20 protein-coding genes are annotated in these 22,621 nt (G+C 53.5%); 9 read left to right on the top strand and 11 right to left on the bottom strand.

The window, feature by feature from the left end; translation table 11 throughout:
• Positions 1-85: 85 nt before the first annotated feature.
• From OGY83_RS13770 to OGY83_RS13730, 9 genes are all read right to left on the bottom strand, one after another.
• Entirely contained in the window at positions 86-1,222 is a 1,137-nt protein-coding gene (locus tag OGY83_RS13770) for an HlyD family secretion protein (RefSeq protein WP_286636080.1), read from the bottom strand.
• Positions 1,223-1,227: 5 nt separating this feature from the next.
• Positions 1,228-1,551, bottom strand: coding sequence for a DUF3302 domain-containing protein (locus OGY83_RS13765; RefSeq protein ID WP_003024200.1), 324 nt, complete (start codon positions 1,549-1,551; stop codon positions 1,228-1,230).
• A gap of 250 nt (positions 1,552-1,801) precedes the next feature.
• A complete protein-coding gene (gene aldB, locus OGY83_RS13760) occupies positions 1,802-3,340 on the bottom strand; it encodes an aldehyde dehydrogenase AldB (RefSeq protein ID WP_123268892.1) in 1,539 nt (512 codons plus the stop codon).
• A 93-nt stretch (positions 3,341-3,433) separates the two neighbouring features.
• Entirely contained in the window at positions 3,434-4,585 is a 1,152-nt protein-coding gene (yiaY, locus tag OGY83_RS13755) for an L-threonine dehydrogenase (protein WP_286636079.1), read from the bottom strand.
• Positions 4,586-4,773: 188 nt separating this feature from the next.
• Positions 4,774-6,618, bottom strand: coding sequence for a selenocysteine-specific translation elongation factor (selB, locus tag OGY83_RS13750; protein WP_191234491.1), 1,845 nt, complete (start codon positions 6,616-6,618; stop codon positions 4,774-4,776).
• Positions 6,615-8,006, bottom strand: a complete 1,392-nt coding sequence (selA, locus tag OGY83_RS13745) for an L-seryl-tRNA(Sec) selenium transferase (RefSeq protein WP_191213720.1) — start codon at positions 8,004-8,006, stop codon at positions 6,615-6,617. The genes selB and selA overlap by 4 nt, the downstream gene beginning before the upstream one ends.
• Before the next feature lie 98 nt (positions 8,007-8,104).
• A complete protein-coding gene (locus OGY83_RS13740) occupies positions 8,105-8,713 on the bottom strand; it encodes a glutathione S-transferase (RefSeq protein ID WP_123268896.1) in 609 nt (202 codons plus the stop codon).
• Between the two features lie 97 nt (positions 8,714-8,810).
• A complete protein-coding gene (locus OGY83_RS13735; protein ID WP_191213719.1) occupies positions 8,811-9,947 on the bottom strand; it encodes an HlyD family secretion protein in 1,137 nt (378 codons plus the stop codon).
• A 2-nt stretch (positions 9,948-9,949) separates the two neighbouring features.
• Entirely contained in the window at positions 9,950-10,312 is a 363-nt protein-coding gene (locus OGY83_RS13730) for a DUF3302 domain-containing protein (RefSeq protein ID WP_003827338.1), read from the bottom strand.
• A 530-nt stretch (positions 10,313-10,842) separates the two neighbouring features.
• Here OGY83_RS13730 and mtlA point away from each other — a divergent pair.
• From mtlA to mtlR, 3 genes are all read left to right on the top strand, one after another.
• A complete protein-coding gene (mtlA, locus tag OGY83_RS13725; RefSeq protein WP_286636078.1) occupies positions 10,843-12,765 on the top strand; it encodes a PTS mannitol transporter subunit IICBA in 1,923 nt (640 codons plus the stop codon).
• Between the two features lie 213 nt (positions 12,766-12,978).
• Complete coding sequence (gene mtlD, locus OGY83_RS13720; protein ID WP_123268900.1) at positions 12,979-14,127, top strand: mannitol-1-phosphate 5-dehydrogenase; 1,149 nt, start codon at positions 12,979-12,981, stop codon at positions 14,125-14,127.
• Positions 14,124-14,714 (top strand): mannitol operon repressor MtlR, encoded by a 591-nt coding sequence (gene mtlR, locus OGY83_RS13715; protein WP_079939678.1) that lies wholly within the window; start codon positions 14,124-14,126, stop codon positions 14,712-14,714. The genes mtlD and mtlR overlap by 4 nt, the downstream gene beginning before the upstream one ends.
• Before the next feature lie 12 nt (positions 14,715-14,726).
• Here the strand turns inward: mtlR and OGY83_RS13710 are convergent, their stop codons facing one another.
• Positions 14,727-14,933 carry a hypothetical protein gene (locus OGY83_RS13710; protein WP_003827334.1) on the bottom strand — a complete coding sequence of 69 codons (207 nt, stop codon included), beginning with the start codon at positions 14,931-14,933 and terminating at the stop codon, positions 14,727-14,729.
• 292 nt (positions 14,934-15,225) lie between these two features.
• Here OGY83_RS13710 and OGY83_RS13705 point away from each other — a divergent pair, with 292 nt between their 5' ends.
• From OGY83_RS13705 to trmL, 6 genes are all read left to right on the top strand, one after another.
• Positions 15,226-15,588, top strand: coding sequence for a YibL family ribosome-associated protein (locus OGY83_RS13705; protein ID WP_043018722.1), 363 nt, complete (start codon positions 15,226-15,228; stop codon positions 15,586-15,588).
• A gap of 262 nt (positions 15,589-15,850) precedes the next feature.
• Positions 15,851-17,506, top strand: coding sequence for an L-lactate permease (lldP, locus tag OGY83_RS13700; protein WP_003827332.1), 1,656 nt, complete (start codon positions 15,851-15,853; stop codon positions 17,504-17,506).
• Positions 17,503-18,279: a transcriptional regulator LldR gene (gene lldR, locus OGY83_RS13695; protein WP_123269012.1), complete on the top strand. Its 777-nt coding sequence runs from the start codon at positions 17,503-17,505 to the stop codon at positions 18,277-18,279. The genes lldP and lldR overlap by 4 nt, the downstream gene beginning before the upstream one ends.
• Positions 18,276-19,466: an FMN-dependent L-lactate dehydrogenase LldD gene (gene lldD, locus OGY83_RS13690; protein WP_087052832.1), complete on the top strand. Its 1,191-nt coding sequence runs from the start codon at positions 18,276-18,278 to the stop codon at positions 19,464-19,466. The genes lldR and lldD overlap by 4 nt, the downstream gene beginning before the upstream one ends.
• Positions 19,467-19,785: 319 nt before the next feature.
• Positions 19,786-21,126: an MFS transporter gene (locus tag OGY83_RS13685; protein ID WP_003844545.1), complete on the top strand. Its 1,341-nt coding sequence runs from the start codon at positions 19,786-19,788 to the stop codon at positions 21,124-21,126.
• Positions 21,127-21,172: 46 nt separating this feature from the next.
• The gene (gene trmL, locus OGY83_RS13680) at positions 21,173-21,646 is read left to right on the top strand and encodes a tRNA (uridine(34)/cytosine(34)/5-carboxymethylaminomethyluridine(34)-2'-O)-methyltransferase TrmL (protein ID WP_003827329.1); all 474 of its coding nucleotides are present in this window, start codon (positions 21,173-21,175) and stop codon (positions 21,644-21,646) included.
• A gap of 86 nt (positions 21,647-21,732) precedes the next feature.
• Here the strand turns inward: trmL and cysE are convergent, their stop codons facing one another.
• Positions 21,733-22,554: a serine O-acetyltransferase gene (gene cysE / locus OGY83_RS13675; protein WP_016154965.1), complete on the bottom strand. Its 822-nt coding sequence runs from the start codon at positions 22,552-22,554 to the stop codon at positions 21,733-21,735.
• Positions 22,555-22,621: the final 67 nt, after the last annotated feature.

Genomic DNA, 22,621 nt, shown 5'->3' with positions numbered 1-22,621 from the left:
GCGCGCAGAAACCGGAGCGTACACGCAGTACGTGAGGATTTCGAGCACTGCCCAGGTTCAAAATGGCAAGCAAAATAGCCTGTGCCTAGTGGTCGAGATACAGGTAATGCACCCAGCTGGTCATCCGTAGTAAGACCTTACGCATGACCGACACATGTTCGAAGTGGTCAGAGTAAACAGCGACCTGGGCGTAAATCCCATCAGGTAACGCGTTCACATCCGCATTGTCGTTCAGCTCAATCGTGGCGATCACCCCTTCCGAACCGGGCGTAGAGTTTAAGGATTGCAGCGCCCCGTTCGACTGATAAGTACCACCCGGTACGGCCGGGCTGATAGCAGCCAGTTTGCCGCTAAATACCTTACCCGGCAGGGCGTTAAACACCACTTCCGCTTCATCGCCAGGCTCCAGTCGCAACAGCGAGTTTTGACGGAACTGGGCGATAATTTGTCGTTTTTGATCCGGAATAAACACCATCACCGGACGCATCGGCAGCGCGGCGGCATAGGTTCCTGGGCGCATCAGCACCTGAGTGACGTAACCATCGCTGGGTGCGCGAACCACGGTCTGGTCCAGGTTGAACTCCGCTTCCGCTAGCTGCGCTTTCAGGCTGGCAATTTGCGAATTCTCACCCTGCACCAGGCTGTCTAACTGACTCTGGATTTGCTGTTGTTCTGCAAAGGAGGATTTCACCGAGGCTTCCTGCGCCAGGTAGTTTTGGCGCGCCGCGTCGATATCGCGTTCAGAAAAAGGATTCACCTTCGCCTGACTCCCCTGCGCATAGCGCTGGTAATCTTTTGCCAGTTTGTCACGCGTGGCCTTTGCCCGCTGCGTGTTAGCTTCCATTTCGTCTAACTGCGCAACCAGAGCCTGCTCTTTATGCTGTGCGGTGACTATATCAGCCTTCAGGCGATCGACCCGCGCCTGATAACGCCCTGGATTAAGCTTAAACAGAACCTCGCCTTTTTTAATTAGCGTATTCTTCTTATCCGTCACTTCTGTCACTACACCCGTTACCTGCGGCACCACGGGAATAGAAATTACCGCCTTTTGCGCCTTAAATGTATACGGATGGTTATAATTCATCAGTAATATAAGCCCGCAAACAATGAATATACCGCCTAATGCCGCGGTAGGAACTGTCCATTTATTTACAGGAATTTTAAAAATTTTAAATATTGACCATGCACACGCCACATAGGTCAGAACAATCAGTAAATCCATCGATATTACTCCGCCGGAGAGGTCTTAGCCTCGCCCAGTTTCTTTTCCAGATCCGCAACCCTTGCCTGAAGCTGGATCAGGGAAGAATCCGCGCTCTGCATACCCCATCCACGCTCCGGACGATAAAGCGTTGCCCAGATCCATAAAAAGGGCCATATAACATGTAAGGTAAACAAACTAACCCAACCCGCAACATGTATTGCGTCGGCATGAGGATGGTTACGTTTTTTTGCAATTAGATAGGGAATATCATGCAGAATAATAATCCCGTAAAAAATGACCAGGAATACAAAAATAAGCACTCCTAATGCAAAATAATTAAGGAACATATTTGCCTCAGGGATTTAAATTAAGGAATTCGGATGCAATTTGATATAAATAATAGAGTTGATAATAATAGTGGAATGACCAGATTGGATGCAATTGTCTTATTTATATAACGATATATGAGTTTATATATACCCGTCGTCTTTCGAGCTGCTTCTTTGTTGGCTGCGTTCGTTCACCCCAGTCACTTACCTGAGGACATAACTTGATGCCCGGTACGCTAAACGCGACCGGGCAGTAAGTGACGGGATATTAAAACAGCCCCAGTGGTTTATCAGAGTAGCTCACCAACAGGCATTTGGTTTGCTGATAATGCTCAAGCATCATCTTATGCGTCTCGCGCCCGATGCCCGACTGCTTGTAACCGCCGAACGCCGCATGCGCCGGGTAAGCATGGTAACAGTTGGTCCATACACGCCCCGCCTGAATACCGCGGCCCATCTTGTACGCCAGATTTCCGTTACGACTCCAGACGCCAGCGCCAAGTCCATATTGGGTGTCATTAGCGATTTCCAGTGCTTCCTCCATGGTTTTGAAGGTCGTGACGGCCAGCACTGGCCCGAAGATCTCCTCCTGGAAAACCCGCATGTTGTTCTTACCAAACAGAATGGTCGGTTCGAGGTAGTACCCCTCTTTTAATTCGCCATCCAGCTGCTTGCGCCGCCCACCGGTGAGAACATCCGCCCCTTCTTTCTTACCAATATCGATGTAATTCAGAATGGTTTCCAGTTGACCATGCGACACCTGCGCGCCCATTTGCGTCACGCTGTCTAACGGGTTGCCGCTACGGATACTTTCCACCCGACGTATGGCTCTTTCCATAAAACGTTCGTAAATGGATTCTTGTACCAGCGCACGACTTGGACAGGTACACACTTCGCCCTGGTTGAAGGCAAACAACGCAAAGCCTTCCAGCGCTTTGTCGAAGAACGCATCTTCTTCATCCATCACGTCTGCAAAGAAGATATTGGGAGATTTCCCACCCAGCTCCAGCGTGACAGGGATAATATTCTGCGTGGCGTACTGCATGATCTGCTGCCCGACTTCGGTTGAGCCGGTAAACGCCACTTTCGCAATGCGTTTAGATGTCGCCAGATATTCACCGATTTCTCCACCCGCACCGTTTACCACGTTCACTACGCCTGGCGGGAGCAGATCGCCGATGACTTCCATCAGCAACAGTACGGACAGCGGCGTCAGGCGCGCGGGTTTCAGCACCACGCAGTTACCCGCCGCCAGCGCGGGTGCCATCTTCCAGCTAGCCATCAGCAGCGGGAAGTTCCATGGGATAATTTGCCCTACCACGCCAAGAGGTTCATGGAAGTGATACGCCACGGTATCGCTATCAACCTCGCTTATTCCCCCTTCCTGTGCACGAATACAGGACGCGAAATAGCGGAAATGGTCAATCGCCAGCGGCACATCTGCCGCGCTGGTTTCGCGGATGGGTTTACCGTTATCCCAGGTTTCAGCCGTCGCCAGCAGCTCCAGATTTTGCTCCATACGATCGGCAATTTTGAACAGAATCGCCGCTCTGTCCTGCACAGATGTCTGCGCCCACTTGTCTTTTACTTTGTGCGCGGCATCCAGTGCCAGATCGATATCCTTTTTGCCGGAAGAGGCCACTTCGCACAGTAATTGCCCGGTTACCGGCGTCAGGTTTTGGTAATACTCACCGTCCACCGGTGCGACCCAGTCACCACCGATAAAGTTATCGTATCGGGCTTTTAACTTCAGGGGATAACCATACTCGCCGGGGTAAATACGCGTTGAAGGGGGGTTATTGGTCATGACCGTCTCCTTGCTGTAGGGGTACTACAAAGGGTAGACGGGACTGGCGAATTATTCGCCAGCCTTTTACTGCTTTACGACAGGTATCACGAATTACATGGCAGCACGATAAATCGCCATGATTTCTTCATGTGTCGCCTGGATCGGGTTAGTGAAACCACAGGCATCTTTCAGGGCATTAGTCGCCAGAACGGCAAAATCTTCTTCCTTCACGTTCAGCTCACGCAGACCGGCCGGAATATTCACTTTCTGCGCCAATTCGCGGATCGCCGCGATGCAGGCTTCTGCCCCTTGCTCTTCGCTCAGACCAGCAACGTTCACACCCATTGCCGAGGCGCAATCGCGCAGGCGTGCGGCAGCCACTTTACTATTAAATACCTGTACATGCGGCAGCAGTACGGCATTACATACCCCGTGTGGCAGATCGTAGAAGCCACCCAGCTGGTGCGCCATCGCATGCACGTAGCCAAGAGAAGCATTGTTAAAGGCCATACCTGCGAGGAACTGCGCATAGGCCATGGCTTCGCGTGCCTGAGCATTGCTGCCCTCTTCCACGGCGACCGGCAGGTTTTCCGCAATCATGGTGACGGCTTTAAGCGCACACGCATCGGTAATAGGGGTCGCGGCAATAGAAACATAGGCTTCAATAGCGTGAGTCAGCGCATCCATACCGGTAGCCGCCGTCAGAGACTTCGGCATACCGACCATCAGCGAGGAGTCATTGACGGACAGCAGCGGTGTAACATGCTTATCCACAATCGCCATTTTAATGTGGCGTACTTCATCGGTGATGATGCAGAAGCGGGTCATTTCAGATGCCGTACCCGCCGTGGTGTTAATGGCGATCATCGGCAGCTGCGGTTTTGCAGAGCGGTCAACGCCTTCGTAATCACTAATATTGCCGCCGTTAGCCGCCACCAGCGCAATGCCCTTCGCACAATCGTGAGGAGAGCCGCCGCCGAGAGAAATAACGCTATCACAGTCATTTTCTTTCAGCATTTTCAGGCCAGCAGCAACGTTACTGGTCGTGGGGTTAGGATGCGTACCATCGTAAATTACGCTGAAAATATCACGTTCCTGCAGCGCTTTTTGAATATCGCCAGCCATACCTAATTTCGTCAGCATGGCATCCGTAACAATCAGCGTACGGCGAAAACCATATTCCGCCATTGTATTCATTGCGTCTTTTAATGAGTCAGCGCCGATTACATTCACGGAAGGAATAAAAAATGTTGAAGCAGCCATTGTACGATCCTTAATTACTCTAAAGAGTCAGGAAGCATACGAGTGAAATTTCCAACAAAATATGATCGTGGTTGTTATTTTAATAACACTCACAATTAAAAAGCACATTAGGTTCATAATCTAATGTGCTTATTTCAATCAACATCTATTTTGTATTAATTCATTTAATCCATGAATTAATTGTTTCATTATTTTTCAGGAAACAGCAATGCATCGCGTAATAAATGATCATTTCCTCGGCGACGCGTAAAACCAATGCGGTCAAAATATTCCAGAATCTGGATAGCCAATTTGCGCCCGACGTTAAGCCTGTCACGAAAATCGGCGGCACAGGTCGATCCCCTTTCCTGATCCAGTTCGCGGATCATATTGGCAAAGGCCACAATTCGATCGTTACGGTAATAACGATCTTTCACGATCGCGGTGATGATGCCTTGTTGCGCCGCTTGTCGCAATGCCACACGCATCATCTGCTCATCCGTTCCCGTCTGTTTTGCCAAATCGCGTACCCACCACGGCTCATCACCAAAAAGCGGCTCTACTTTTTGCCAGATTGCCAGCTGCTCATCGCTGAAACCCGCCTTGTGATCCGGCAAATGCAGCCAACCATGATGGCTATGGATAGCGCCACTCTCGCGCATCTTTTCAATCAGCAGCAATACCAGCGCTTCGTCTTCCATCGGCAAAGCCATACGACGCAGGCGCTCGCGCCCAGGCCCAGGCTCATCACGGTGCTGTTCGTGGTAGGTCGCCAGCGTATCGAGAACTTTCCGCTGCCAGCGCGCGGCAACGGGGGCATTCAACAGGCTGTATCCCGCCTGAATAAATCCATGTTGCTCAATCAACGGACGCATACCGTTGCCGTTGAGTTGACGTGCCCAGGCAAAGTCAGGAATATTCACCGCCCCACGCGTCAGGTGCAGCGCCAGAGCGTCGCCGTCAGTCTGCGCGTTTTCCAGCGCCGACAGCCACTGTAAATACTCCGGCTTACGTTTTCCGCGACGCGGCGGATTGAGCGTGACCACGCGCGCGCCAGCCAGCGTCGTACGGGCAGAAATATCGCGCAGCACCAGACGGTCGTTATCGGCGAGCCAGAGTGGTGTATCAAACACCAGTTCCGCCAGCGTCCCTTCAAGCAGCGAGATGCGCCCGGTGACATGACTTGCCGCGTGGTGAATATGCAGCGGTTGCCACTGCATCAGCGGCGCGGCATGTTCTAAAGAGACAATCACGCGGGTAAAAGCCTCTGGCGGTGCATCGGAAAGCAGCCAGTCGCCGCGGTTTAGTTCTTCTTTTTGTGCATCACCGGCAATATTCAGCGCAATACGTTGTCCCGCTTGCGCGCGATCGGTGGCCTGATTTTGTGCATGCAGGCTACGTACGCGCATCGGTTTGTTGACGCCCGTGAGCCACAGCGTGTCACCGACATTCACTTCACCACTGAGCGCCGTCCCTGTCACCACCAGCCCTGCGCCTTTGACCGTAAAGGCACGGTCAATCGCCAGGCGGAAGCTACGATCGCAAGCATGCTCGCGCGACGTTAATTGCAACAAATGGTCACGCAGTTCCTCGATGCCACGGCCTTCACTGGCCGCGGTGACGAACAGAACCGCTTCGGCGAAACCATAGTTCTCAAGCGTAGTATGCACCTCGGCACGAACCGCGTTGATGCGCTCCTCATCCACACGGTCGGCTTTCGTGAGCGCCACAGTGATCCGCGGATTGCCCGTCAGCTGCAGAATTTGCAAATGCTCACGGGTTTGCGCCATTACGCCATCATCACACGCCACCACCAGCAACGCGTGATCGATGCCGCCGACCCCCGCCAGCATGTTGGACAGAAACTTTTCGTGTCCGGGAACATCGATAAACCCCAGCACCCGTCCATCCGGCTGCGGCCAGTAGGCATAGCCGAGATCGATGGTCATGCCGCGCTTTTTTTCTTCCGGCAGACGGTCGGCATTCACACCGGTAATCGCCTGTAATAACGTTGTTTTTCCGTGGTCAACGTGTCCGGCGGTTGCAATAATCATTTCAGCATCATCTCCATAAACCGGGTCTCGTCTTCAAGGCAGCGCAGATCCAGCCATAAGCGGCCGTCATAAATTCGCCCAATCACCGGCACGGGCAGCGTACGCCAACGGGCTGCCAACGCTTCGAGGCGGCTCCCGCGCCCGTCATGTGGGGTAAAGGTTAGCGCCGCGCTGGGCAGCCTATCAACAGGTAGCGAGCCGCTGCCAATCTGCGACAGGCAAGGCATCACATTCAGGGCGAACTCATCACCATAATGCTCTACAAGCTGCGCCTGTAAGTGCTGTGCCTGCGCGTGGATCGCCTCTTGTGAGCGGGTGAGCTGGCGCAACGTCGGCAACTTCTCCGCCAGTGCTTCCGGGTGCAGATAGAGCCGTAGCGTCGCTTCCAGCGCAGCCAGTGTCATTTTATCTGCCCGTAATGCGCGTTTCAGCGGATGGCTCTGCAAACGAGCGATCATCTCTTTTTTACCGACAATTATCCCGGCCTGTGGCCCACCCAGTAGTTTATCGCCGGAGAAACTCACCAGACTGACGCCAGCAGCAATCAGTTGCTGCGGCATCGGCTCCTGCGGCAAACCATACTGGCTGAGATCAACCAGCGAACCGCTGCCCAGATCCGCCACCACCGGAACATCCAGCTCCTGGCCAATTACGGCCAGCTCCGCCTCATCCACCGACTTTGTGAAGCCTTCAATGCTGTAATTACTGGTATGCACTTTCATCAGCAGACCGGTGTTTTCATTCACCGCCTGGCGGTAATCTTTCGCATGGGTCCGGTTGGTGGTCCCCACTTCGCGTAGAATGCATCCGGCCTGACACATGACGTCCGGAATACGAAACGCGCCGCCAATTTCCACCAGCTCGCCGCGAGACACAACCACCTCTTTGCCGTTCGCCGTGGCGGCCAGCATCAGCAGAACAGCTGCCGCATTGTTATTGACGATACAGGCGTCTTCCGCCCCCGTCAGACGGCAGAGTAAATCCGCCAGGGCCCGATCCCGATGTCCCCGACCGGCATCATCCAGACTGTATTCCAGCGTCACCGGCGTGCGCATCGCCTGCACCACCGCCTCAATCGCTTCTTCGGCCTGCGACGCGCGACCAAGGTTGGTGTGCAGCACCGTTCCGGTCAGGTTAATCACCGGGCGCAGCGCACTTTGCGATTCTCGTTCCAGCCGGGCGCAGGCTTCTTGCGCCCAGTCCTCACACCATGCCGGAAGCGCGTGCGTGTCGCGAATAGCTTCTCTGGCTTCGTCGAGCATATGACGCAGCAGGTCAACCACCCGGGTATGACCGTGAGACTCACGTAAGGCTGGGAAGGCGCTATCGCGCAATAAACGATCGATAGCAGGAAGCTGGCTGTAGAGTGAACGCATGTCGGTTGTCATGAAAGGGCCTGGCTGTTGGTGGCCCTCTCCACCGTGGAGAGGGATATCGATATAGGAAGGATTGTACCGTGACTTTGTTCAGGCGGACATAATACGCATCAAGCCTTTGGCGGTTCTGTACGGGCAAAACTTTCGCGTTGAAAGAGTGTTTCCACCAGTTTGACCAGACGCGGACGGTCCACACACCAGCCAGGCGCGACCCGACGGAAATTGAGATAGCCGACGGCACAGGCAATCGCAATGGTTGCCAGGTTAACCGTATCCGTTTTCAGCGTACCGTCCGCCAGATAGCCTTCCAGCACATCCAGACTACGGGTGATCTTCTCACGCTGACGTAACAATTCAGTTTCTGACTGCTGCGCTGCAGGGCGAGCCTGTTCGCGTACCGAGACTAAACCGGCATCCATAATACCGTCTGCCAACGCTTCCAACTGGCGTACCTTCAGCGCCGCCAGCGGATCACGCGGCAGCATGGCTGGTGCAATATCCAGCAACTCGATATATTCCGCGATGATCGGAGAGTCAAACCAGTACTCGCCCTCATCGGTGACCAACGCGGGTACTTTGCCTAACGGGTTATAGCGCGCCACACCGCTATCCGCGTTGTAGGGGAGTTCATTCACAAATTCGAAGGTGATGCCCTTTTCCAGTAACAGAATCGAAATTTTACGCACAAAAGGGCTGGTATAGCTGCCAATGAGTTTCATGCCGGGTCCTTTTTGCCAACTAAAAAGCGGTGCCCAACGATTGTGGGGCACCGCTTAGTATGGCTCAGGTCACTGAAAATGGCAGGTGATGACGGTCTCAATGATCCAAATAAAGGTAATGCATCCAACTGGTCATGCGCAGCAGAACTTTACGCATTACCGACACGTGGGCGAAATGGTCGGAATAGACTGCGACCTGGGCATAGATACCGTCCGGCAGCGCATCCACATCGGCATTCGGATCCAGCTCAATTGTGGCCAGCACGCCATCGGTACCCGGCACCACAGTTAAGGACTGTAATGCCCCCTGCGCCTGATAAGAACCGCCCGGCACAACCGGAAGAATGGAGGTCAACTTACCGGAGAAAACCTGACCAGGCAGTGCATTAAACACCACTTCCGCTTCATCGCCGGGTTTAAGGCGTAGCAGCGAGTTCTGGCGGAATTGCGCCACGATTTGCCGTTTTTGTTCAGGAATAAACACCATGACCGGGCGCAAAGGTAATGCTGCTGCATAGGTCCCTGGGCGAATTAAAATCTGCGTGGCATAACCGTTGCTGGGCGCACGAACCACCGTCTGTTCAAGGTTGTATTTGGCTTCGGCAAGCTGGGCACGCAGGGACGCAACCTGAGATTGTTCACCGTTGACCATACTGTCTAATTGGCTCTGAATCTGCGTTTGTTCTGCAACTGAGCCTTTGACCAACGCATCCTGTGCCAGATAGTTTTGCCGGGCGTTGTCGATATCGCTTTCAGAGAACGGGTTAACCTTCGCCTGACTGCCCTTCAAATAGCGTTGATAGTCCTTATACAGGCGGTCACGTTCCGCAGATACGCGAGTGGTATTAGCGACCGCTTCCGACAGTTGTGCTTTCAGATTGTCGATATTATGCGTCGCGGTTACCAGGTCGGCCTGCAGTCTGTCGACACGTGCCTGATAACGTACCGGATCGAGCTTAAACAGCACATCGCCTTTTTTAATGAGCTGATTATTCTTATCCGTTACCTCACTAACAATTCCGGTAACTTGCGGAGTGATCGGAATTGAAATAACCGCTTTTTGCGCCGTAAAGGTATACGGATGGTTATAGTTCATTAATAAGATCAGTCCCGCCACAATAAACACGCCACCTAATGCAGCGGTAGCAAGCGTCCATTGGTTTACCGGAATACGGAATATTTTAAAGATGGCCCAGGCAAAGGCGACATAGGTCAGGACAATCAACAAATCCATGATTAAATCTCCGGAAAGGTGGAGTTATCGGTTTTTTTCTCCCCATCCAGTCTTTTTTCCAACTGGGTGATACGCGCTGCCAGCGCGGCAATCTCAGGGTCTGACTCCTTTCCGGTCGGCGTGATGTGCGATTGCATTCCCCACCCCTTTTCAGGCTGGTAGAGCGTGGCCCAAATCCACAGGAACGGCCAAATAACATGCAGTGTAAAAAGGCTCACCCAGCCCGCCGTATGGATGGCATCGGCATGGGGATGGTTGCGCTTCTTAGCCATGTTATAGGGGATATCGTGGATGGCGATGATTCCATAAAACAGAACCAGAAATACGAAGATCAGCACACCCAACGCGAAATAATTTAGAAACATACCTGCCTCGAATTCACGCTAATTAGAGTTTTTTTATGCCGGCAGCCGTATGCACCCAGGCTGATGTTTTGAACATAACTGCAGTTTGGGGTTTTCGCCATACCACAAAAAAAATATTTTTTCTGGTGATAAGTTGCTTTGTTTTGCAATAAAAATGTCGGGGGGAGAACCTGCTGTAGATCACATCCGTTCAAATCCATATGAAAATACTTTGTGATTTACATCACAAAGATTCAACAAACAGCAAAAGCAAAAATGTGAATCAGTTCACATTTATCCGCCTTTTTTGGCTAATTCTGATCCAGCGATGTTTTTTTGTACCGTCATTTCGTGATTTAGATCACATTAACTAACGCCATACACCCTATATTTACGTGACGAAAGTCACACAAAAGCCCGTCGACTGGACAGTTGAACGATTCAGTGCCAGATTTCGCAGTATCTACAGGGTCCGGCTACCTCCTGCCGCTACATTAACAAACCTCGGGCTTTCAGCCTGCGCGATAGCAAACATAAGAAGGGGTGTTTTTATGTCATCCGATATTAAGATCAAGGTGCAAAGCTTTGGTCGATTCCTCAGTAACATGGTGATGCCAAATATCGGCGCGTTTATCGCGTGGGGTATTATCACCGCATTATTCATTCCGACAGGGTGGTTGCCGAACGAAACGCTGGCGAAGCTTGTCGGCCCAATGATCACCTATCTGCTGCCGCTGCTGATCGGTTATACCGGTGGTAAGCTGGTTGGCGGTGAGCGTGGCGGCGTGGTTGGTGCTATCACCACCATGGGCGTTATCGTCGGTGCAGATATGCCAATGTTCCTCGGCGCGATGATCGCAGGTCCGCTGGGCGGCTGGGCTATCAAACATTTCGACAACTGGGTAGACGGTAAGATCAAGTCCGGTTTTGAGATGCTGGTGAATAACTTCTCCGCTGGCATCATCGGTATGATCCTCGCCATTCTGGCATTCCTCGGCATTGGCCCATTGGTTGAAGCGCTGTCCAAAATTCTGGCGGCAGGCGTTAACTTCATGGTTGTCCATGACATGCTGCCGCTGGCGTCTATCTTCGTTGAACCGGCGAAAATCCTGTTCCTCAACAACGCCATCAACCACGGTATTTTCTCACCGCTGGGTATTCAGCAGTCCCATGAGATGGGCAAATCCATCTTCTTCCTGATTGAAGCTAACCCAGGTCCGGGTATGGGCGTTCTGCTGGCGTATATGTTCTTCGGTCGCGGCAGCGCTAAGCAGTCTGCGGGCGGCGCGGCTATCATCCACTTCCTGGGTGGTATCCACGAAATTTACTTCCCATACGTTCTGATGAACCCGCGTCTGATCCTGGCCGTTATCCTCGGCGGTATGACTGGCGTATTTACTCTGACTATCCTGAACGGCGGTCTGGTTTCTCCGGCGTCTCCGGGTTCTATCCTGGCCGTGCTGGCAATGACACCGAAGGGCGCATACTTCGCTAACATCGCTGCTATCTGTGCTGCTATGGCAGTCTCCTTTGTGGTCTCAGCCATTCTGCTGAAAACCAGCAAAGTAAAAGAAGATGATGACATTGATGCCGCAACCCGTCGTATGCACGACATGAAAGCGGAATCCAAAGGCGCATCTCCACTGGCTGCTGGCGACGTAACCAACGACCTGAGCCATGTGCGTAAAATCATCGTTGCCTGCGATGCTGGTATGGGTTCCAGCGCCATGGGTGCGGGCGTACTGCGTAAGAAAGTGCAGGATGCCGGTTTGTCTCAGATTTCCGTCACCAACAGCGCGATTAACAATCTGCCGCCGGATGTGGATCTGGTCATTACCCACCGTGACCTGACCGAACGCGCGATGCGCCAGGTGCCTCAGGCACAGCACATTTCGCTGACCAACTTCCTCGACAGCGGCCTGTACTCCAGCCTGACCGAACGTCTGGTTGCAGCACAGCGCCACAATGTGAATGAAGAGAAAGTCCGCGATCACCTGAAAGACAGCTTTGAAGAGGGTGATACCCACCTGTTCAAACTGGGCGCGGAGAATATCTTCCTTGGCCTTAAAGCCACTCACAAAGAAGAAGCGATTCGTTTTGCCGGTGAGCAGTTGGTGAAAGGCGGTTACGTTGAGCCAGAATACGTTGAGGCGATGCTGGACCGCGAAAAACTGACCCCGACTTACCTGGGTGAGTCCATCGCAGTACCGCACGGTACGGTTGAAGCCAAAGACCGCGTGCTGAAAACTGGTGTGGTGTTCTGCCAGTACCCGGAAGGCGTTCGCTTCGGTGAAGAAGAAGACGATATTGCCCGCCTGGTGATTGGTATCGCAGCGCGTAACAACGAGCACATCCAGGTGATTACCAGCCTGACCAACGCTCTGGATGATGAATCCGTGATCGAACGTCTGGCCCATACCACCAGCGTGGATGAAGTTCTGGAACTGCTGGCAGGTAAAAAGCTTAACAGTTAAGTATCTCCAAAATAGTTCGAGCTGCAGGAAGGCGGCAACGCAGCGAATCCCCAGGAGCGTACACAAGTACGTGACTGGGGTGAGCGAGGAGAGCCAACGCATCTGCAGTTCGAAATATGAAGGCGATATCCTCTCCCTTGTGGAGAGGGTTAGGTTGAGGGAAAAGCCTCACCCCAGCCCTCTTGGGTAAAAACATTAATGAAGGTTAATACTATGAAAGCATTACATTTTGGCGCAGGTAATATCGGTCGTGGCTTTATCGGCAAACTGCTGGCGGACGCGGGGATACAACTGACGTTCGCGGATGTAAACCAGGTCGTTCTCGATGCCCTGAATGCCCGTCATAGCTATCAGGTTCATGTGGTGGGTGAAAACGAGCAGGTTGATACCGTTTCTGGCGTCAATGCCGTCAGCAGCATTGGCGATGATGTCGTCGATCTGATTGCCCACGTAGATTTAGTCACTACCGCCGTCGGTCCGGTCGTGCTTGAACGCATCGCTCCGGCCATCGCCAAAGGGCTGGTTAAACGCAAGGCGCAGGGCATCACTACTCCGCTGAATATCATCGCCTGTGAAAACATGGTGCGCGGAACGACCCAGTTGAAAGGCCACGTAATGAACGCGCTGGCAGATGAAGATAAAGCCTGGGTTGAAGAACATGTTGGCTTTGTCGATTCCGCCGTGGACCGCATTGTTCCGCCTTCGGCTTCAGCAACTAACGATCCGCTGGAAGTTACCGTAGAAACCTTCAGTGAGTGGATTGTCGACAAAACGCAGTTCAAAGGCGAACTGCCAAATATCCCGGGAATGGAATTAACTGATAACCTGATGGCATTTGTCGAACGTAAGCTCTTCACGCTGAACACCGGGCATGCTATAACCGCGTACCTCGGAAAATTGACCGGTCATCAGACCATCCGTGACGCGATTCTCGACGAGAAAATCCGCGCAGTGGTAAAAGGTGCGATGGAAGAGAGCGGCGCGGTACTGATCAAACGCTATGGCTTTGATGCAGCAAAACATGCGGCATACATTCAGAAAATCCTCGGTCGCTTTGAAAACCCGTATCTGAAAGATGACGTTGAGCGCGTGGGCCGTCAGCCGCTGCGTAAGCTGAGCGCGGGCGATCGCCTGATTAAACCGCTGCTGGGCACGCTGGAGTATGGTCTGCCGCACGCCAATCTGGTCACGGGTATTGCCGCTGCAATGCACTATCGCAGTGAGGAAGATCCGCAGGCACAGGAGCTGGCCGCGCTGATCGACGAAAAAGGTCCACAGGCCGCGCTGGCGCAGGTATCCGGTCTGGATGCCAACAGTGACGTGGTGGCGGAGGCGGTTAACGCATATAACGCAACCAAATGATAGAGAATGTGGCGCAGGTCAGCCTGCGCCCAAATGACAGATTGTCAGATATGCAGGCAATAATGGAACAAACGCAGGCCTTTGAAAATCGTGTGCTTGAGCGTCTGAATGCTGGCAAAACCGTACGCAGCTTCCTCATCACCGCCGTAGAACTGCTCACCGAGGCGGTGAATATCCTTGTGCTTCAGGTATTTCGCAAAGACGACTATGCGGTGAAATACGCCGTAGAACCGCTGCTCGACGGCGATGGGCCGCTGGGCGATCTTTCCGTTCGTTTGAAGTTAATCTACGGCCTGGGCGTACTCAGTCGCCCGGAGTACGAAGATGCAGAGCTCCTGATGGCGCTGCGGGAAGAGTTAAACCACGACGGCAATGAATACGCGTTTACTGACGACGAAATTCTTGGACCGTTTGGCGAACTCCACTGCGTGACGGCACTCCCGCCGCCACCCCAGTTTGATACCTCAGACACTGGTTTGCACGCGATGCAGATCCAGCGCTACCAGCAGATGGTGCGCTCCACGATGGTACTTTCCCTGACCGAGCTGATTTCTAAAATCAGCTTAAAAAAAGCCTTTCAAAAATAAGACCCTGCAGGCTTACTTCTCTTCCTGCTGTGGTCGATATAGCTGCCGATAGTACGCCAAACGCTGCAGATACAGCTGCGCATTCTCCTGCGGTATTTCAGAAGGGACAACGTTGCGCGGCGGTGTTTTATTCAGATATTCGCGAAAAGCCTGGCTTGAAGCCATAAAATCGACCGTCTTATCAATCAGGACCGAAACATTCTCACCTATTTTCGCCATAATCTTCCCTCCTCCATGTATTAACCACGCTCAGCCTGTGCGGTTGATCATTTAAGTTTAGGATCGGTTGGGCAATTACATTGAGGAAAACGTGCTTCATCGCAAACACGCCAATAAAAAGCACCATGGCCGATCTTATCGCTTAAAACTCCTTGTTAATCAATGTAGTAACATTATCATTAGCTAATTAATACTTACGGTATTTGATTATTTATCTTCGAGCAGTTGTGAATAATCCCGCTCTGCGCGCATACTATAGGATATTCATTCTATTTTTATCAGAAGCTATCCTATGAAAGAAGTCGAAAAAAACGAAATTAAACGCCTGAGCGATCGTCTGGACGCTATCCGCCACCAGCAGGCTGACCTGTCTCTGGTTGAAGCCGCCGACAAATATGCCGAGCTGGAGCAAGAGAAAGAAACCCTGGAAACTGAAATTGCGCGTCTGCGTGAAGTCCATGGTCAGAAGCTGAGCAAAGAAGCGCAAAAGCTGACGAAACTCCCTTTTCGTCGTGCCATCACCAAAAAAGAGCAGGCCGACATGGGCAAGCTGAAGAAGAGCGTGCGCGGCCTGATCGTCGTTCACCCAATGACCGAGCTTGGCCGTGAAATGGGCCTGAAAGAGATGACGGGCTTCGCGAAGAGCGAGTTCTAATCTCCCGCCGGGCAACATCCGCTTGCCCGGTCCTCCACTTCCTCTCGCAATTGGCCCTACCAATTTTAGCCAGATACCACAACCCACTCACATTTCATTAAAATTAACCCACAACACTGTTGCCAACACATAACATATGATTAACCATTTGTTGTCATTATCCCTACACAACAATATTGGCAGGGCCACTTTTACACATAATGTGACGAAGATTTGAGCAAAGACTCATTCCATTATGTTGGCGGCCCCGAGGAGACCTGCAATGAACCTCTGGCAACAGAACTATGACCCGGCCGGTAATATCTGGCTTTCCAGCCTGATCGCATCGCTCCCTATCCTGTTCTTTTTCTTCGCCCTGATTAAGCTCAAGCTGAAAGGCTATGTTGCGGCGTCATGGACGGTGGTGATCGCTTTATCGGTCGCCCTGCTGTTTTACAAAATGCCGGTCGATCACGCACTGGCTTCCGTAGTGTACGGTTTCTTCTACGGTCTGTGGCCAATTGCCTGGATCATTATCGCCGCGGTATTCGTCTATAAAATCTCGGTGAAGACCGGGCAGTTCGACATTATCCGCTCATCGATACTCTCGATTACCCCAGACCAGCGTCTGCAAATGCTGATTGTCGGTTTCTCCTTTGGGGCATTCCTCGAAGGGGCAGCAGGCTTCGGTGCTCCGGTAGCGATTACCGCCGCGCTGCTGGTTGGCCTTGGCTTTAACCCGCTGTATGCGGCAGGTTTGTGCCTGATCGTAAATACCGCGCCGGTCGCTTTTGGCGCAATGGGCATTCCGATTCTGGTTGCCGGTCAGGTTACCGGACTGGACAGCTTCGAGATTGGCCAGATGGTGGGCCGTCAACTGCCGTTCCTGACTATTATCGTGCTGTTCTGGATTATGGCGATTATGGATGGCTGGCGTGGTGTCAAAGAAACCTGGCCTGCGGTGATGGTCGCTGGCGGCTCATTTGCTATCGCGCAGTACCTCAGCTCTAACTTTATCGGGCCGGAACTGCCGGACATCATCTCTTCTCTGGTTTCGCTGGTGTGTCTGACGCTGTTCCTGAAGCGCTGGCAACCGGTACGCATCTTCCGCTTTGGCGATATGGGCGCTTCGCAGGTCGATATGGACCTGTCACGCACCCGTTACACCGCTGGCCAGGTGGTACGCGCCTGGTCACCGTTCCTGTTCCTGACCGCTACCGTCACGCTGTGGAGCATACCGCCGTTTAAAGCGCTGTTCGCGCCCGGCGGCGCGATGTACCACTGGGTGGTCAATATTCCGGTTCCGTTCCTCGACAAGCTGGTTGCCCGTATGCCGCCGGTCGTACACGAAGCCACAGCCTACGCGGCGGTGTACAAATTTGACTGGTTCTCTGCGACCGGTACCGCGATCCTGTTTGCCGCCCTGCTGTCTATCGTCTGGTTGAAGATGAAACCCTCTGCTGCGCTGCAGACCTTTGGCAGCACCCTGAAAGATCTGGCGCTGCCTATCTACTCCATCGGGATGGTGCTGGCATTCGCGTTTATCTCTAACTACTCCGGGCTTTCATCCACCCTGGCGCTGGCCCTGGCACACACCGGCAGCGCGTTTACCTTCTTCTCGCCGTTCCTCGGCTGGCTGGGGGTATTCCTGACTGGATCCGACACCTCATCAAACGCACTGTTTGCCGCCCTGCAGGCCACAGCCGCTCAGCAAATCGGCGTATCAGACGTACTGATGGTGGCGGCAAATACCACCGGCGGCGTGACCGGCAAGATGATCTCTCCGCAGTCCATTGCTATCGCCTGTGCGGCAGTAGGATTAGTAGGGAAAGAGTCTGACCTGTTCCGCTTTACCGTGAAGCACAGCCTGATTTTCACCTGCATGGTGGGTGTGATTACCACGCTGCAGGCCTATGTCTTAACCTGGATGATTCCATGATAGTGATGCCCAGACGCCTGTCAGACGAAGTCGCATCTCGTGTGCGGGCGCTGATTGAAGAACAGCAGTTGGAGGCGGGCATGAAGTTGCCCGCTGAGCGCCAGCTGGCCGTACAGCTCGGCGTATCACGCAACTCGCTGCGCGAGGCGTTAGCAAAGCTGGTGAGTGAAGGCGTGCTGATTAGCCGTCGCGGCGGCGGGACGTTTATCCGCTGGCAGCATGAAGCCTGGTCTGAACAGAACATTGTTCAGCCGCTGAAAACACTGCTGGCGGACGACCCTGATTACAGTTTCGATATTCTGGAAGCCCGCCACGCCATCGAAGCCAGCACCGCCTGGCACGCAGCCATGCGCGCCACTGTTGCCGACAAAGAGAAAATCAGGCTCTGTTTTGAGGCCACACAAAGCGAAGATCCGGATCTCGCCTCGCAGGCAGACGTTCGATTTCATCTCGCCATTGCGGAAGCCTCGCACAACGTGGTGCTGCTACAGACCATGCGCGGTTTCTTCGACGTATTGCAGTCTTCGGTGAAACAGAGCCGCCAGCGTATGTACCTCGTGCCGCCCGTATTTTCACAGCTGACGGCACAACATCAGGCCGTACTGGATGCAATTGTTGCCGGAGATGCCGACGGAGCGCGCAAAGCGATGATGGCGCACCTCAGTTTTGTCCACACCACGATTAAACGATTTGATGAAGATCAGGCCCGCCAGGCGCGAATCACCCGCCTGCCCGGTGACCCTGGTGAGAATAGCAGGGAGAACAACACATGATTATTTCAGCAGCCAGCGACTATCGCGCCGCAGCCCAGCGCATCCTACCCCCCTTCTTGTTTCACTACATTGACGGTGGGGCGTATGCAGAGCACACCTTGCGTCGTAACGTGGCAGACCTGTCGGAAGTGGCGCTACGCCAGCGCGTGCTGAAGAATATGTCCGACCTGAGCCTGGAGACAAAGCTGTTCAACGAAACGCTCTCCATGCCGGTGGCCCTCGCGCCCGTTGGACTGTGCGGCATGTATGCGCGCCGGGGCGAAGTTCAGGCCGCCGCCGCCGCTGATGCCAAAGGCATTCCGTTTACGCTTTCCACGGTATCCGTATGCCCGATCGAAGAAGTCGCCCCAACCATCAAGCGTCCGATGTGGTTCCAGCTGTATGTTCTGCGCGATCGTGGCTTTATGCGTAACGCCCTGGAGCGCGCCAAAGCAGCGGGTTGCTCCACGCTAGTCTTTACCGTCGATATGCCTACGCCTGGCGCACGCTACCGTGACGCCCATTCCGGGATGAGCGGCCCGAATGCCGCACTGCGTCGCTACTGGCAGGCAGCCACTCATCCACAGTGGGCATGGGACGTTGGCCTGAACGGTCGCCCTCATGATTTAGGCAATATCTCGACTTATCTTGGCAAACCCACCGGCCTTGAAGACTACATCGGCTGGCTGGCGAATAACTTCGATCCGTCGATTTCCTGGAAAGACCTCGAATGGATCCGTGAATTCTGGGATGGCCCGATGGTGATCAAAGGGATCCTCGATCCTGAAGATGCCCGCGACGCCGTACGCTTTGGCGCGGATGGCATCGTTGTCTCTAACCACGGTGGTCGCCAGTTAGACGGCGTGCTGTCTTCAGCTCGCGCGTTACCCGCTATTGCCGATGCGGTAAAAGGTGATATCACCATTCTGGCAGACAGTGGGATCCGCAACGGCCTGGACGTCGTACGTATGATTGCGCTGGGCGCGGATAGTGTTCTGCTGGGACGTGCTTATCTGTACGCGCTGGCAACCCACGGTCAGGCCGGGGTGGCGAATCTGCTGAATCTGATCGAGAAAGAGATGAAGGTGGCAATGACCCTGACCGGGGCAAAATCGATTAGCGAAATCAGTCGTGATTCGCTGGTACAAGAACTGGGTAAGAGTCTGCCTGCTGCGCTGGCACCTCTGGTTCAGGGTAGCGCAGCGTAACAATATCCCCATAAAACCCACTTTCTGCATGGTCGGCCTGTTCTCAGCCCGGCCATTTTTTATCCAAAAATAACGACCAGTTAACATTTATAACCAATATATTTGACAACTTTTTATTCACCTGCCAAATGTATATACAAGCTAATACAACAGCATTTTATACATGTACCCTAAATAATTCGAGCTGCAGGAAGGCGGCAACGCAGCGAATCTCAGGAGCGTACATAAGTACGTGACTGGGGTGAGCGAGTAAAGCCAACGCACATGCAGCTTGAAGTATGACGGGTAGATAACAACTATCATAACGGGCGAGGGTGACATGGCTTATTCCGGAAAAGTGAATATCCAGCAGGCGATAGATGACAGTCCTTTTTCGCGCTTCCACTGGGTCATTATTGTCCTGGGCTTTCTGGTGTTAGCCATCGACGGCTTCGATACGGCGGCGATGGGCTATATTGCCCCCACGCTCTCAGCTGATTGGGGCATCAAGAAGCAGGATCTCGGGCCGGTATTAAGCGCCGCGCTATTGGGCCTCTCATTTGGCGCTTTGCTGGCCGGACCGATTTCCGATCGTATGGGCCGTAAGCGCGTTCTGGTTTTTTCCTGTCTGTTCTTTGGCCTCGCCAGTCTGGGAACTGCCTATGCCCAAACGCTGAATATGCTCACTTTCTGGCGCTTTCTCACCGGGCTTGGGCTTGGCGCGGCAATGCCTAATGCCATTACCCTGGTATCAGAATTCGCCCCCAAACGCTGTCGCTCCATGGCGATTAACACCATGTACTGTGGTTTTCCGCTAGGCGCTGCGGGCGGCGGCGTGATCTCCTCCTGGCTAATCCCCAACTACGGCTGGCACAGTGTTCTGCTTGCCGGTGCGATCGCCCCGCTGGCCCTCACCGTGCTGTTGGTGCTGTTCCTGCCGGAGTCGGTGAAGTATCTGGTTCACCGCGGTAAAGGGATTGCACAGGTTAAACGCATTGCTCAACGCTTTATGTCGGGAAGTCTGGAACAGGTTACCCAGTTTTATCTGGATGAAGACCGCGTCACGGTCAAAAAAGGCAGCGTGGCACAGTTATTCAGTATGCCCTGGCTGCCGGGTACGCTGATGCTCTGGATGACCTACTTTATGGGACTGGTTATCTATTACGTACTGCTGAGCTGGATGCCAACGCTGATGCTGGGAATGGGTTATCCGCTGGCTGAATCTGCCTGGCTGACGTCGCTGTTTACCTTCGGTGGTACGGCGGGGATCCTGCTGGCCGGTTGGCTAATGGACCGTTGGGAAGCGCATAAAGTGGTGTCACTCGGCTTTATTCTGACGATGCTGTTTGCCCTCGCTCTCGGGTTTGAACATAACCATATCATCCTGTTCGGCGCACTGATCTTCCTGATGGGGATTACCATGAACGGCGCGCAGTCCGGGCTGCAAACACTGGCCGCAACGTTTTATCCAACCCATTGCCGCGCAACTGGCATTGCCTGGATGCAGGGCGTAGGCCGCTTCGGTGGCGTAGCCGGAACGATGATGAGCGCCCAGCTGCTTTCCCTACAATGGCAGGCAGACAGTATATTAATGTTCCTCAGCCTTCCTGCGCTGGTCGCAGCTGCCGCAACGATTTACAAACTGCAACGCTATAAACCGCACGCGCTGACCGTCGCATAGTACCCGCTCTTTCTGCTATTCTGCCCCCCGTTATCAAGGGGGCAGTATGCTTAACATCGTTTTATTCGAACCAGAAATCCCGCCAAATACCGGCAATATCATCCGTCTTTGCGCCAACACCGGCTTTCGTCTGCATATTATTGAGCCAATGGGATTTACCTGGGACGACAAGCGCCTGCGTCGCGCGGGGCTGGATTACCATGAATTTACCGCTGTGCTGCGCCACCCTGATTACGCCGCCTTCGTCGCCGCAGAAAATCCGCAACGTTTGTTTGCCCTGACCACCAAAGGTACGCCAGCGCATAGCGCGGTAAGCTATCAGGATGGGGATTATCTGATGTTTGGCCCGGAAACTCGTGGTCTGCCAGCCAGCATCCTCGACGCGCTGCCAGCCGAACAAAAAATTCGTATTCCGATGATGCCGGACAGTCGCAGCATGAACCTGTCGAATGCGGTGTCGGTGGTGGTGTATGAGGCCTGGCGCCAGTTAGGTTATCCCGGCGCGGTATTGCGTAGTTGATTTTTGTCGGATGGCGGCTGACGCCTTATCCGACCTACGAGGTTTGTAGGCCCGGTAAACGCAGCGCCACCGGGCATGGCGCGAAATCAGATACCGTCACCGTACTCGAACGTATGATGAATCCCGTTGAAATGCTGATCCATATCCATAGACGGTTTATCGCTGTCTGGCTTGCCGACGATGCGTGCAGGAACGCCTGCGGCGGTGGTATGCGGCGGTACGGGCTGTAGCACGACCGAACCTGCGCCAATCTTCGCGCCGCGCCCGACTTCAATGTTGCCGAGAATTTTTGCGCCCGCGCCAATCATCACGCCTTCACGAATTTTCGGATGACGATCGCCGCCGGCTTTACCAGTCCCGCCCAGCGTGACGGATTGCAGAATAGAGACGTCGTTTTCAATCACTGCCGTTTCACCAACCACAATGCCGGTGGCGTGATCGAGCATAATCCCACGACCAATTTTTGCCGCCGGGTGAATATCTACCTGGAAGCTAACGGATACCTGATTTTGCAGGAAGATCGCCAGCGCCTGACGCCCCTGATGCCACAGCCAGTGACCGATACGGTAGGCCTGAAGCGCATGAAAACCCTTCAGGTACAGAAGTGGAGTGGAATATTTATCGACAGCGGGGTCACGCGTACGTACCGCCTGAATATCACAGGCCGCCGAGGCAATCATTTCAGGATCGGCCGCGTAGGCCTCTTCCACGACTTCGCGAATCGCAATGGCGGGCATGATCGGAGAAGCGAGTTTATTCGCCAGCATATAGCTTAGCGCACTGCCGAGATTTTCATGCTTGAGCAGCGTTGCGTGGTAAAAACTGGCCAGCATTGGCTCACATTCTGCCAGTGCCCGGGCTTCTGCTTTAATGTTTTTCCAGACGATATCCAGTTCTTCACACGGCATTGCGTACTCCAGAAGGTAGCAAAACGACCGACCCGTTCTTCGCGGGTCGGGTCGTTATATTCAACAG

This window comes from Citrobacter sp. Cpo090 (genome assembly GCF_030332665.1).
In the GTDB taxonomy this organism is placed as follows: domain Bacteria; phylum Pseudomonadota; class Gammaproteobacteria; order Enterobacterales; family Enterobacteriaceae; genus Citrobacter; species Citrobacter portucalensis.
This window is presented reverse-complemented; position numbering and strand designations above follow the sequence as displayed.